12 protein-coding genes are annotated in these 12408 nt (G+C 66.2%); 8 read left to right on the top strand and 4 right to left on the bottom strand.

Annotated elements, in window-relative coordinates; genetic code table 11:
- Positions 1–40 precede the first annotated feature (40 nt).
- Positions 41–463 (bottom strand): peptide-methionine (R)-S-oxide reductase MsrB, encoded by a 423-nt coding sequence (gene msrB, locus LDZ27_RS07435; RefSeq protein WP_244813496.1) that lies wholly within the window; start codon positions 461–463, stop codon positions 41–43.
- Positions 464–506: 43 nt separating this feature from the next.
- Complete coding sequence (locus LDZ27_RS07430) at positions 507–2033, bottom strand: YdiU family protein (RefSeq protein WP_244816075.1); 1527 nt, start codon at positions 2031–2033, stop codon at positions 507–509.
- Between the two features lie 222 nt (positions 2034–2255).
- Between LDZ27_RS07430 and LDZ27_RS07425 the strand changes: the two genes are divergently transcribed.
- The 8 genes from LDZ27_RS07425 to LDZ27_RS07390 all read left to right on the top strand — a co-directional run bounded on the left by LDZ27_RS07425 (position 2256) and on the right by LDZ27_RS07390 (position 10543).
- Complete coding sequence (locus LDZ27_RS07425) at positions 2256–3914, top strand: 3-(methylthio)propionyl-CoA ligase (RefSeq protein ID WP_244813495.1); 1659 nt, start codon at positions 2256–2258, stop codon at positions 3912–3914.
- Between the two features lie 133 nt (positions 3915–4047).
- Positions 4048–6132, top strand: coding sequence for a 3-hydroxyacyl-CoA dehydrogenase NAD-binding domain-containing protein (locus LDZ27_RS07420; RefSeq protein WP_244813494.1), 2085 nt, complete (start codon positions 4048–4050; stop codon positions 6130–6132).
- A gap of 7 nt (positions 6133–6139) precedes the next feature.
- Complete coding sequence (gene pncA / locus LDZ27_RS07415) at positions 6140–6781, top strand: bifunctional nicotinamidase/pyrazinamidase (protein ID WP_244816074.1); 642 nt, start codon at positions 6140–6142, stop codon at positions 6779–6781.
- A 39-nt stretch (positions 6782–6820) separates the two neighbouring features.
- Complete coding sequence (locus tag LDZ27_RS07410; RefSeq protein WP_244813493.1) at positions 6821–7123, top strand: Dabb family protein; 303 nt, start codon at positions 6821–6823, stop codon at positions 7121–7123.
- A 14-nt stretch (positions 7124–7137) separates the two neighbouring features.
- Positions 7138–7620, top strand: coding sequence for a PaaI family thioesterase (locus tag LDZ27_RS07405; protein ID WP_244816073.1), 483 nt, complete (start codon positions 7138–7140; stop codon positions 7618–7620).
- 27 nt (positions 7621–7647) lie between these two features.
- Entirely contained in the window at positions 7648–8652 is a 1005-nt protein-coding gene (locus LDZ27_RS07400) for an NADP-dependent oxidoreductase (protein WP_244813492.1), read from the top strand.
- Positions 8653–8678: 26 nt separating this feature from the next.
- Positions 8679–9536, top strand: coding sequence for an SDR family oxidoreductase (locus LDZ27_RS07395; RefSeq protein ID WP_244813491.1), 858 nt, complete (start codon positions 8679–8681; stop codon positions 9534–9536).
- 50 nt (positions 9537–9586) lie between these two features.
- Entirely contained in the window at positions 9587–10543 is a 957-nt protein-coding gene (locus LDZ27_RS07390) for an alpha/beta hydrolase (protein WP_244813490.1), read from the top strand.
- An 18-nt stretch (positions 10544–10561) separates the two neighbouring features.
- Here LDZ27_RS07390 and LDZ27_RS07385 read toward each other — a convergent pair whose 3' ends face one another.
- Together LDZ27_RS07385 and LDZ27_RS07380 are read right to left on the bottom strand one after the other, a co-directional pair.
- Complete coding sequence (locus tag LDZ27_RS07385) at positions 10562–11392, bottom strand: NRDE family protein (protein ID WP_244813489.1); 831 nt, start codon at positions 11390–11392, stop codon at positions 10562–10564.
- Positions 11393–11398: 6 nt separating this feature from the next.
- Entirely contained in the window at positions 11399–12385 is a 987-nt protein-coding gene (locus LDZ27_RS07380; protein WP_244813488.1) for a folate-binding protein YgfZ, read from the bottom strand.
- Positions 12386–12408 lie beyond the last annotated feature (23 nt).

Genomic DNA, 12408 nt, shown 5'->3' with positions numbered 1-12408 from the left:
CTTCGAGCGCCCGGACGTGCCGGCATCGAGACCCGCTTGCTTACTTGGCTTCGAATTGTAGCGCAGCCGAATTGATGCAATACCGCAGGCCGGTCGGGGCGGGGCCGTCCTCGAACACATGGCCCAGGTGCGCGCCGCAGTTCTTGCACTGCACTTCGATGCGCAGCATGCCGTGCGAGCGGTCGGTCTTCTCCTGGATCACTTCGCCGTTGATCGGCTTGAAGTAGCTCGGCCAGCCGCAGCCGGCGTCGAACTTGGTGTCCGATTCGAACAGCGGCGTGCCGCAGCACACGCAGTCGTAGACGCCGCGATCGAAGTGATCCCAGTACTTGCCGGAGAACGGCCGTTCGGTCGCCGCGTGGCGCGTGACCTGATATTGCATGTCGTCGAGTTCGCGGCGATAGGTGGCGTCGTCCTTTTGCAGCGGGCGGGACGCAGTATCGGGAGTGTCGTCTCTGTTCATGGCTTTCCTTCGTTTGCGTGAGGCTGTGTAGTTGGGGATGGCGCTACGAAGAACAACTCACTTCGAGATCGCTCGCCCAGTCCGGCGGCAGGCCGGCATAAGCCTCGTTCTCGGGCTGTTCGTCGTAGGGGCGGCGCAGGACGTCGAGAAGACGCGCGACTTCCGAGAAGTCCTTCTCGTTCGCCTGACGAATCGCCTGCTCGGCGAGGTGATTGCGCAGCACGTACTTCGGATTCACGCGGTTCATCGCCTGCGCGCGGGCCGCGTCGTCGCGCGATTCGTGCGCGAGGCGCTCGCGATACTGCACCGCCCACGCGTCGAAAGCCGCGCGGTCGAGAAACAGATCGCGCACGGGCGCATCGCCGGCGGCATCGGCTTTCGACATCTTCGACAGATTGCGAAACGTCAGCGTGAAGTCCGCGCGGTTCGCGTGCATGATTTCGAGCAGGCCATTGGCGAGCGTGTCGTCGCCGTCGCGCGCGGTGTCGAGTCCGAGTTTCGCGCGCATCGTCGCTTCGAGCGCGGGCGCGAAATAGGTCTTGTAGCGTTCGAGCATCTTCTGCGCTTCCTCGACGACACGTTCCGCGCGGCCTTCCTCCGGCAGATTCGCCCCGAAAAGCGGCACCAGCGCCTGCGCGAGACAGAAGAGGTTCCAGTAGCCGACCTGCGGCTGCCGGCTGTACGCATAGCGGCCCTGCGTATCCGAATGATTGCAGATGTGATGCGCGTTGAAGCCGTCGATGAAGCCGAACGGACCGTAGTCGATCGTGAGGCCGAGAATCGACATGTTGTCCGTGTTCATCACGCCGTGGCAGAAGCCGACGCCTTGCCATTGGGCCATGAGATCGGCGGTGCGGCGAGACACTTCGTCGAGCAGCGCGAGATAGGGATCGTCCGCATCGCGGCACTGCGGATAAAAGCGCTCGATGACGTGATCCGCCAGCGTCTTCAGATCGTCCACGCGCTCGTTCGCATAGAAGTGCTCGAAATGGCCGAAGCGCACGAAGCTCGGCGCGATGCGCGTTGCGATGGCCGCCGTCTCGATGGTCTCGCGCCGCACCGGCAAGTCCGATCCGACGACGGCGAGCGCGCGCGTCGTCGGAATGCCGAGATGGTGCATCGCTTCCGAGCACAGAAACTCGCGGATCGACGAGCGCAGCACGGCGCGGCCATCGCCCATGCGCGAATACGGCGTGCGGCCCGCGCCCTTCAATTGCACTTCGAGACGCTCGCCGCCGTGTTCGACTTCGCCGAGCGTGAGCGCGCGGCCATCGCCCAACTGGCCCGCCCATACACCGAATTGATGTCCCGAATAGACCGCCGCGTAGGGCAGCGCGTCGGCGGGCCACTCGCGCGTGGGATTGCCCGCGAAGTAGTCGGCGAAAGCGCGCGCTTCATCGTCCTGCGCGATGCGCGCGTCGAAACCGAGGCTATCGGCCGCCTCGCGCGACACCGCGATCACATACGGGTCCGGAACGGGCGTGGCGGGAAGGCGCGTGAGGAACGCGGGACCGAGCGCGGCGAAGGAACCGGGACGGCCGCTCTGGGTGGCATCCGCGACTGCCTGCATGGACTGCGCGCGGGACTGAAGCTCATCGGCTTCGCCGGTCGTTGCACGCACGGCATTGCTTGGGGAAAACGACATGTTGAGCGCCTCTGAGTTAAACGATATTGTAATTCCGCGCCCGCGGGCCTGCAGGAAGGCTCCCGGGCTTGCACTCAGCATCGCGCAGCCAAAAGTGTTCCAGTCGTGCGTTCCAGTCGTGCGTTCCACTCGTCGAGGACTTCATATATGGCGTCGCCGCTTTACGGTCAGATGATGGACATACCGCTGCTCGCGTCGTCGCTTCTGTCGCATGCAGCGCGTCACTTCGGCGATACGGAGATCGTGTCGCGGCGCATCGAGGGCGACATCCATCGCTACACGTATCGCGATTGCGAAAAGCGCGCGAAGCAACTCGCGCAGGCGCTCGCGGCGCTAGGCGTGCAACAGGGCGAGCGCGTCGGCACGCTCGCCTGGAACGGCTACCGGCATCTCGAGTGCTATTACGGCGTGAGCGGCATGGGCGCCGTGTGCCACACGATCAATCCACGCCTTTTCCCCGATCAGATCGCGTTCATCATCGACCACGCCGACGATTCCTACGTCTTCTTCGACATGACGTTCGCGCCGCTCGTCGAGATCGTCGCGCCGCAGTGCCCGAACGTGAAGGGCTGGATCGCGCTGGGCGACGCGGCGTGCATCGCCGGGCATCTCGGCGACATGAGCGTGCCGGTGATGAGCTACGAAAGCCTCATCGCGCAGCAGGACGGCGACTATCGATGGCCGGTGCTCGACGAGCGCCAGGCTTCGTTTCTCTGCTACACATCGGGCACGACCGGCAATCCCAAGGGCGCGCTGTACTCGCATCGCTCGACGGTGCTGCACGCGTATGCCGCCGCGCTGCCCGATGCGATGGGCGCTTCGTCGAGCGATGCGATCCTGCCCGTGGTCCCGATGTTCCACGTCAACGCGTGGGGCATTCCGCACGCGGGGCCGCTCGTCGGCGCGAAGCTCGTCTTTCCCGGCAAGGATCTCGACGGCGAATCCCTGTACGCGCTCATGGAAGCGGAGGGCGTCACGTACTCGGCGGGCGTTCCGACCGTCTGGCTCGGCCTGCTCGCGTATCTGAAACAGTCGGGCAAGCGCTTTTCGACGCTCAGGCGCACGGTGATCGGCGGTTCCGCGTGTCCGCCCGCGATGCTGCGAACCTTCGAGGACGAATACGGCGTCGAGGTGATTCACGCGTGGGGCATGACGGAGATGTCGCCGCTCGGCACGCTCGCGCGCCTGTCGTTCCGTCAAAAGCAGCGCTCGCCGCAGGAGCAGCGCGCATCGCGCGAAAAGCAGGGGCATACGCTTTTCGGCGTGGATATGAAAGTGGTCGGCGACGACGGCCGCGAACTGCCGTGGGACGGCAAGTCGTTCGGCGATCTCCATGTGCGCGGGCCGTGCGTGATCGACCGCTATTTCCGCCGCGACGATTCTCCGCTCGTCGACGGCTGGTTCCCGACGGGCGATGTCGCCACCATCGATGCCGACGGCTTCATGCACATTACCGATCGCAGCAAGGACGTCATCAAGTCGGGCGGCGAATGGATCAGCTCGATCGATCTGGAGAACATCGCGATGTCGCATCCGCAAGTCGCGGAAGCGGCGTGCATCGCGTGTTCGCATCCGAAGTGGACGGAGCGGCCGATGATCGTCGTGGTGCGGCGGCCGGGCGCGACGCTCACGCGCGAGGAGTTGCTCGCGTACTACGAGGGCAAGGTCGCGAAGTGGTGGATTCCGGATGACGTCGCGTTCGCCGACGAACTTCCGCATACCGCGACGGGCAAGCTGCAGAAAGTGCGGCTGCGCGAGCAGTATCGCGATCACGTCTTGCCGGACGCCGTCGAAAGAGCGACGTAGCGGCGAGAGAATCGCATGAAGCCCGACGCCCCGCATCGCCGGGGCGTTTTGCTGCCTGCGTTGAACGGGTGTTCGCCTTTCCTGTATTCTCGATCGATCATCCGCATTCGCGCGGATTCAGAGGAAAACGCTCATGGCAGTGCACTACAGCATCCGCGACGGCGTCGCCGTACTTACGCTCGACAATCCGCCCGTGAACGGGCTCGGGCATTCGACGCGGCTCGGCATCGTCGAAGGCATCGAACGCGCGCGCGACGATGCGAGCGTGCGCGCAGTCGTTCTGATCGGCGCGGGCAAGGCATTCTCGGGCGGCGCGGACATCACCGAATTCAATACGCCGAAGGCCACGCAACAGCCGACGCTCGCCACCGTCATCAAGTGCGTCGAGGAAAGCGCGAAGCCCGTCGTCGCGGCGATCCACGCGATTGCGATGGGCGGCGGTCTCGAACTCGCGCTCGGCGCGCATTACCGCGTCGCTGCGCCCGGTGCGCAAATCGCGCTGCCCGAAGTCAAACTCGGCCTCTTGCCCGGAGCGGGCGGCACGCAGCGTCTGCCGCGCGCGGTGGGTCTCGAGACGGCGCTTCGCATGATCGTGTCGGGCGCGCCGGTCAAGTCGGAAAAGCTCGCGGATACCGCGCTTTTCGACGAGATCGCACGAGGCGACTTGCTCGATGCCGCCGTGCGCTTCGCGATACGCGCGGGCGCTCGAAGTGGCCCGCATCCGAAGGTTCGCGATCGCGCGATCGACCATGCCGATGCCGCGCGCGTCATCCAGTCCGCACGCGACGAAATCGCAATCAGGGCGAAGCATTTCCCCGCGCCGCACAAGTGCATCGATGCAGTCGAGAAAGGGGTGAACGAAGGCTTCGAGCGCGGACTCGCGTTCGAGCGCGAATGCTTTCTCTTTCTCGTGCAGACGCCCGAGAGCCGCGCGCTGCGGCACGCGTTCTTCAGCGAGCGCGCGGCGGGCAAGATCGAGGACGTGCCATCGCCGACGCCCGCAAGAAAGATCGAGCGCGTCGGCGTGATCGGCGCGGGCACGATGGGCGGCGGCATCGCGATGAACTTCGCCAACGCGGGCTTGCCCGTCGTGCTGCTCGAAACGAAAGAGGACGCGCTGGATCGCGGCATCGCCACGATTCGCCGCAACTATGAAGCGCAAGTCGAGAGAGGCAAGCTCGATGCGCCGCGCGCGCAAGAGCGCATGCGTCTCATCGAACCGACGCTCGATTACGCGCGCCTCGCGCAAGCGGATCTGATCGTCGAAGCGGTTTTCGAGGACATCGACGTGAAAGCGCAGGTGTTCCGCCAGCTCGACGAGATCGCGAAACCGGGCGCGATCCTGGCGTCCAACACCTCGACGCTCGATCTCGATCGAATCGCCGCATTCACGAAGCGTCCCGGCGATGTCGTCGGCATGCACTTCTTCAGTCCGGCCAACGTGATGAAGCTGCTCGAAGTCGTGCGCGGCGAGCACACCGCGAAGGACGTGCTCGCGACCGTCATGCAGCTCGCGAAGAAGATCGGCAAGACGGCGGTCGTTGCGCGCGTGTGCGATGGCTTCATCGGCAATCGCATGATCGAGCAATACGTGCGGCAAGCGCTTTTCATGCTCGAAGAAGGCGCGCTGCCCGCGCAGATCGACCGCGCAATCGAAGAGTTCGGCTTCGCGATGGGGCCGTTTCGCATGAGCGATCTCGCGGGCAACGATATCGGCTGGGCCATCCGCAAGCGCCGCTATGCGCAGATGCCGCAGATGCGCTATTCGGGCATCGCGGACCGGCTGTGCGAAATGGGCCGCTTCGGACAGAAAACCGGCGCGGGCTGGTACGACTACGCGCCCGGCTCGCGGCAGGCGAAGCCTTCGCCGATCGTCGACGGCATGATCCTCGCGTATTCGAAGGAACAGGGCATCGCGCGGCGCAGTATCGCCGATGAAGAGATCGTCGAGCGGCTCGTGCTGTCGCTCGTCAACGAGGGCGCGAAGATTCTCGACGAAGGGATCGCCGCGAAGGCATCGGACATCGATATCGTGTATCTCGCCGGCTACGGCTTTCCGCTCTGGCGCGGCGGCCCGATGTTCTACGCGGACAGCGTCGGCCTTGGCCACGTCGAGCGCGCGATGCGCAAGTACGCAGCGCAGCCCAACGGCGAAGCATGGCAGCCGGCCGCGCGCGTGAGCCGGCTCGCGGCGGCCAATGGACGCTTCAATGCGTGAAGCCGCGATGAAACCCGTGGAAGACGTGCTCCTCGTCGTCGACGTGCAATACGACTTCATGCCGGGCGGCGCGCTTGCCATCGCGCACGGCGATGAAGTCGTGCCCGTCATCAACCGGCTCGCACGCGCCTTCTCGCATGTGGTGCTGACGCAGGACTGGCATCCGGCGTCGCACGTGTCGTTCGCGTCCAATCATGCGGGGCGCGCGCCGTTCGAGACCGTCGCGCTGCCGTATGGCGAACAGGTGCTCTGGCCGGCGCATTGCGTGCAGGGCACCGAGGGCGCGGCGCTGCATCGCGATCTGGACGTGCCGCACGCGCGCCTCGTGATACGCAAAGGGCATCACGAACAGGTCGACAGTTATTCGGCATTCGTCGAAGCGGATCGCACGACGCCCACGGGCCTCGCCGGATATCTGCGCGAAGTCGGCGCTAGGCGCGTGTGGCTCGCGGGACTCGCCACCGATTATTGCGTCGCGTGGTCCGCGCTCGATGCGCGCGCCGCGGGCTTCGAAGCGACCGTCGTCGAAGACGCATGCCGCGCCATCGACCTGAACGGCTCGCTCGAGCGCGCATGGCGCGACATGCGCGAAGCGGGCGTCGCGCGCGCACGCTCGGACGAGATTGCGATGAACCGCCGCGAAGCGTAGTTTGCTACGCTTGCGGCTTCATCGAACAAGGGAGTCGCCGTGCTACGTCACATCGTCATGTGGAAACTGAAGGACTTCGCCGAGGGCGCACATCGCGCGGAGAACGCGCAAAAGCTGAAGGCGAAGCTCGAAACGTGCCGCAGCATCGTCAAGGGGCAAGGGCACTTCGAAGTCGGCACGGCGCAACCGGGTTTCGATTGCACGTATGACGTCGTGCTCGTCTCCGATTTCGACGACAAGGCATCGCTCGACGCGTATCAGGTGCATCCGAAGCATCTCGCGTTGAAGGACTTCGTGGCCGCGGTCCGCGAAGCGCGCCAGTGCGTCGATTACGAAGTGTGAGCGCCATGACCGATATGACCGATACGCAGAAGAAGGCCGGCAACGGCGTCGCGATCGAAAGCCCCTTTATCGACGCGCTCGGCGTGCAGCTCGTGAAGGCCGTCGACGGCGAAGGCGAAGTGCGCCTGCCGCTTGGCGAATCGCACATGAATACGTGGGGCATCGCGCATGGCGGCGTGACGATGACGCTGCTCGACGCCGCGCTCGCCATCGCGGCGCGCAGTCTGGCGGGCGATGGCGTGGGCGTCGTCACCGTCGAGATGAAAGTGAACTTCATGCAGCCGGGGCGCGGCGAATTGCGCGGCTATGGGCGCGTGCTGCACCGCTCGACCACGATGGCCTATTGCGAAGGCGAGATTCGCGACAGCGAAGGGCACTTCGTCGCGAAGGCGCTCGGCACGTTCAAGTACATGAAGCGGCTCGCGGTCGGGCGCGATGTCGTGCGCCAGAAGCTGCGCTCCGATCCGGCGGCCACGCCCGGCCCGAGCGACGCCTGACATCTTTCGCAAGCAAGGAGAAATCGTATGGCAGACGCACGGATGAATCGTCAGGTGCTGCTCGTTTCGCGTCCGCAAAGCGAGGCGTCGGTCGACAACTTCAGGCTCGTGGAGACGCCGCTGCCGCCGCTCGAAGACGGCCAGGTGCGCGTGCGCAACCACTTTCTCTCGCTCGATCCCTACATGCGCGGACGCATGAACGACACGAAGTCCTACGCGCCGCCGCAGCCGCTCGACGAAGTGATGATCGGCGGCACCGCGGGCGAAGTGATCGAGTCGCGCAATCCGGCGTTCAAAGCGGGCGATCGGGTGGTCGGCATGTTCGGCTGGCAGGAATACGGCACGTCGGACGGCAGTGGCCTGCGCGTCGTCGATACGACGCATGTGCCGCTTTCCGCGTATCTCGGCGCGGCCGGCATGCCGGGCGTGACCGCGTGGTACGGGCTCAACGGCATCATCGAGCCGAAAGCGGGCGAGACGGTGGTCGTGTCGGCGGCGAGCGGCGCGGTCGGCAGCGTCGTCGGGCAACTCGCGAAGGCGGCGGGATGCCGCGCAGTCGGCATCGCGGGTGGCGAGGAGAAGTGCCGCTATGTCGTCGAGACGCTCGGCTTCGACGCGTGCGTTGACTATAAAGCCGGCAGACTTTACGACGATCTCAAGGCCGCCGTGCCGGACGGCGTCGATGGCTACTTCGAGAACGTGGGCGGCGAAGTGCTCGATGCGGTGTTCGCGCGCATGAACGCGTTCGGGCGCATCGCGGTATGCGGGATGATTTCGGGCTACGACGGCAAGCCGCTGCCGATGAAAGCGCCCGCGCTCATTCTCTCTCAGCGCCTCAAAGTACAAGGCTTCATCGTCAGCGAACACATGGACGTGTGGCCGCGCGCGCTGAAGGAACTCGGCGAAGGCATCGCGAGCGGCAAGCTCAAGTATCGCGAGAGCATCGCGCAGGGCATCGAAAACGCGCCGCAAGCGTTCCTCGGCCTCTTGCGCGGAAAGAACTTCGGCAAGCAGCTCGTGAAGCTCGTCTGAGCGCAAGACGCAAGAAGGAGAATCGCGTGGATCGTTTCGAGGGCAAGGTCGCCGTCATCACCGGCGCGGGCAGCGGCTTTGGCCGCGAATTCGCGTTCAAAGGCGCGTCGCTCCGCATGAAGCTCGTGCTCGCCGATGTCGACGCCGCCGCGCTCGCCGCCACCGTCGATGCAGCACGCACACAGGGCGCCGAAGCGCTCGCCGTGCCGACCGACGTATCCGACGCAAGCCAGGTCGATGCGCTCGCGCTCGCCACGCTCGATGCGTTCGGCGCCGTGCATCTGCTCTTCAACAACGCGGGCGTCGGCGCGGGCGGCTTCGTGTGGGAGAACAGCGCGCAAGACTGGCAATGGGTATTCGGCGTGAACGTGATGGGCGTGGTCAACGGCTTGCGCGCCTTCACGCCGATCATGCTCAAGCAAAGCGAACCCGCGCATATCGTCAACACGGCGTCTGTGGCGGGCCTGCTCGCCGCGCCCGCGATGGGCGTCTACAACGCATCGAAGCATGCGGTCGTCGCGATCACGGAGACGCTGTATCACGACTTGCGGCTCGCGGGCGCGTCCATCGGCGTGTCGCTGCTGTGCCCGGCGTTCGTGCCGACCGGCATCGCCGATGCCGAGCGCTCGCGTCCCGGCGCGCTCGCCAACGATGCGCCGCTCACGGCTTCGCAGAAGATGGCGGCGAGGCAACTCGCGCGGGCCGTCGAAGGCGGGCGGCTGTCCGCGCGCGACGTCGCCGACATGACGTTCGATGCCGTGCGCGAGGGCCGTTTCTACGTCATCACGCATCCGAACATCATGCCGTCCGTTCACCTTCGGCTCGACGACATCGCGCAACTGCGCAACCCGACCGATCCGATGTCGCTCAAACACCGTGGCTGAAGGCTTCGTGGCATTATCGTGACCCTTCTGCCTCGCTGCCTGCTTCCTCGATGCCGCTCAATCCAAAAATCGCGCAAATCCTTGAGATGGTCGCGCGCGCGAACCGCCCGCCGTATCACACGCTGACGCCGCAACAGGCGCGCGCCGCCTACGCGATGAGCGCGCCGATCCTCGATATCGCGCCGCTGCCGATGCATGCCGTGGAAGACTTGCGCATTCCCACGCGCGATGGCTTCGAAATCGGCGTGCGCGTCTATCATCCGGTCACGCCGAACTGGGCCGAGCCTGCCGCCGCGCTGCTCTATCTGCATGGCGGCGGCTTCACGGTCGGCAGTATCGAGACGCACGATGCGCTCTGCCGCAAGTTCGCGCATGACGCGGCTTGCGCGGTCGTATCGGTCGATTACCGACTCGCGCCCGAACACAAGTTTCCGGTTGCCGTGAACGATGCCTTCGACGCGCTGCAATGGCTCGCGCGCGAAGCGCCGACGCTCGGCATCGATGCTGCGCGGCTCGCGATCGGCGGCGACAGCGCGGGCGGCACGCTCGCCACCGTCTGCGCGGTCCTTGCGCGCGACGCGGGCATCGCGCTGCGGCTGCAACTCCTGATCTATCCCGGCACGAGCGCGCATCAGGCGAGCGAATCGCATGCGCGGCTCGCGCAAGGCTATCTGCTCTCGGGCGAGACGATCCAGTGGTTCTTCGCGCAATATCTGCGCGATGACCGCGATCGCGACGACTGGCGCTTCGCCCCGCTCGATGCGGCGGGCGGCCAGCCGGATTTCGCAGGCGTCGCGCCCGTGTGGATCGCGGCGGCGGATCACGATCCGCTCTACGACGAAGACCTCGCGTATGCCGCGAAGCTCGAGCACGCGGGCGTGCCGGTCACGCTCGCGCGCTACGAAGGCATGATCCACGAGTTCTTCAAAATGGGCGGATTCGTGCCGGAAGTGGCGCGCGCGCATGAAGACGCGGTGAGGGCGTTGCGGGCGGCGCTCGCGAGCTGACGCTTGCCCGGTCCCGACTCAGGCGATATCGAACGCGAACGCCCGCTCGAAGCGCCCCGGCCGCACGATGCGATGCGAGCCGTCGTCGTCGCTGCGCTCCTTGATGTCGAGCGCAAGACCCGACGCGCGCGGCGCGACGCGTAGTGCGGTCGTGCTGCGCGTGCCGTATTCCGGCGTCTCGATGAACGCCGCCGATAGCACGCGCTCCCGCTCGACGGAAATGCCGGTGGACGGCAGCGACGCGTCGTCGGCCATGCGCGGATCGCGCAGCGTGTCGATCAGCACGTCGAGCGGCGGATGCTCGCGGGCGTGGATGAGATCGGCGAGCGCGTCGCGCTGCGCGACGAGCTTCGGCCACGGCGTATTGAGCAGGCTGTTCGACAAGCCGTGCACGCCTGCGTCGAGCAATGCGGGCGGCGCGTCGGCGCGATTTCCGTACCAGCCGAGTTCGCGCCGCGTGAAGTCGCCGCACAGCAGGTTGAAGCCGTTGTAGCGATGCCCGTTTTCCGCCACGCGCCGCAGATAATCGAGCGGCGCGATCCGCTCGCCGGCGAGATAGCCGCTCACGAGCGTGCCGCGCGTGGGCGCATCGGCGCGCATGTCGGCGGGCGCGCGATAGTTCGTGAGCGCGGCGAAGCGCCCGTCGCGGCTCACGCCGAGCCACGTACCGCCGCCCGCCAGATCGCGGCCCGCCAGCACGCCGGGCGCGTCGGTCCACCAGTGCATCGGGTCGGCGTCGCGGCGAAAGAACTCGTCGCGGTTCGCAGAAAGCGTCAGCAGCGCGCGGCCGTCGTGCACACCCGCGTCGGATTGTGCGTCCGGCTGCCAGTCGAAGACGATGAGGCACATGATCGCTCAGGCGTCGGCGGGAAACGCGTAGGGCAGCGGCAGGAATTCGAGGCGCGGGCCATCGGCGGAACCGACGTGCACCGCGCCGTTGTCGAGCGCCGCGAGCTTGATTTCGACGAGGCAATCCACGCCGCCGCGCTCGGCGGGGGCCGCGTTCACGACCATCCCGCACGGCTGGCCGGGATCGTCGGAATGGAAAAGCTCCGCGCCGGGCGTGGCCGCCTCGCCGTGCGCGAGCGCGGTGCGCCGCTTGATCGTGCCGCGATACTGGCTGCGCGCGACCACTTCCTGTCCCGGATAGCAGCCCTTCTTGAAGTTCACGCCGCCGAGCACGTCGAAATTGACCATCTGCGGGACGAACTGCTCGACCGTCGCTTGCGTGATGCGCGGCTCGCCCGCGTGAATGTCGAGCCAGTCCCACAGTTCGGCGCTCCCGCGGTGGAGCTTTTCGTCGAGCCTCGGCAATTGCGCCTCGATGTCCGCTTTCGGGCCGACCCACAGAAAGCGCGGACGGTTCGCCGAATCCGGCACGCGGATCAGCGCGCCATGCGGACCTTCGACCTTGACGTGCACGCCATCGGGCAGTGCGTCGAAGATGCCGGAGAGCGCGGCGCGCACGTCGCCCGCAAAGCCGACGGCGGCGACTTCCGGCGAGGCGTCCGCGAGCTTCGCCTTTGCGCGCAGCACGAACATCGACAGGCGCTTCTGCACGGGCGCCTGAACGTCATGCGGAATCAGAAGACGCACCGCGTCGGCCGTGCGCCACATCAGAAACGAAGCGAGCAGGCGGCCCTTGGGCGAACAGTAGCCCGCGAGACGCGCGGTGGAGGCGTCGAGATGCTGGACGTCGTTGGTGATCTGGTTGTGCAGGAACGCAGCGGCGTCTTCGCCCCTGACGTCGATCACGCCGAACTGCGTGAGCGGAATGTGGACGCCCGCGGTCCGGACGGCTTCGAAATCGGCGGCGGCGAGGGAAGTGGTCTGGGAATTCATGAGGTCGCGAAGTGTCGATGCGA

The organism is Caballeronia sp. Lep1P3, assembly GCF_022879595.1.
Classification (GTDB): Bacteria; Pseudomonadota; Gammaproteobacteria; order Burkholderiales; family Burkholderiaceae; genus Caballeronia.
Note: the sequence above shows the minus strand (reverse complement) of the source record. Positions and strands in the feature narration are given on the sequence as shown.

What these genes read in the sequence shown, in the direction of transcription:
- msrB (WP_244813496.1), bottom strand. Translation starts at nt 463, where the DNA reads ATGAACAGAGACGACACTCCCGATACTGCGTCCCGCCCGCTGCAAAAG.
- LDZ27_RS07430 (WP_244816075.1), bottom strand. Translation starts at nt 2,033, where the DNA reads ATGCAGGCAGTCGCGGATGCCACCCAGAGCGGCCGTCCCGGTTCCTTC.
- LDZ27_RS07425 (WP_244813495.1), top strand. Translation starts at nt 2,256, where the DNA reads ATGGCGTCGCCGCTTTACGGTCAGATGATGGACATACCGCTGCTCGCG.
- LDZ27_RS07420 (WP_244813494.1), top strand. Translation starts at nt 4,048, where the DNA reads ATGGCAGTGCACTACAGCATCCGCGACGGCGTCGCCGTACTTACGCTC.
- pncA (WP_244816074.1), top strand. Translation starts at nt 6,140, where the DNA reads ATGAAACCCGTGGAAGACGTGCTCCTCGTCGTCGACGTGCAATACGAC.
- LDZ27_RS07405 (WP_244816073.1), top strand. Translation starts at nt 7,138, where the DNA reads ATGACCGATACGCAGAAGAAGGCCGGCAACGGCGTCGCGATCGAAAGC.
- LDZ27_RS07400 (WP_244813492.1), top strand. Translation starts at nt 7,648, where the DNA reads ATGGCAGACGCACGGATGAATCGTCAGGTGCTGCTCGTTTCGCGTCCG.
- LDZ27_RS07390 (WP_244813490.1), top strand. Translation starts at nt 9,587, where the DNA reads ATGCCGCTCAATCCAAAAATCGCGCAAATCCTTGAGATGGTCGCGCGC.
- LDZ27_RS07385 (WP_244813489.1), bottom strand. Translation starts at nt 11,392, where the DNA reads ATGTGCCTCATCGTCTTCGACTGGCAGCCGGACGCACAATCCGACGCG.
- LDZ27_RS07380 (WP_244813488.1), bottom strand. Translation starts at nt 12,385, where the DNA reads ATGAATTCCCAGACCACTTCCCTCGCCGCCGCCGATTTCGAAGCCGTC.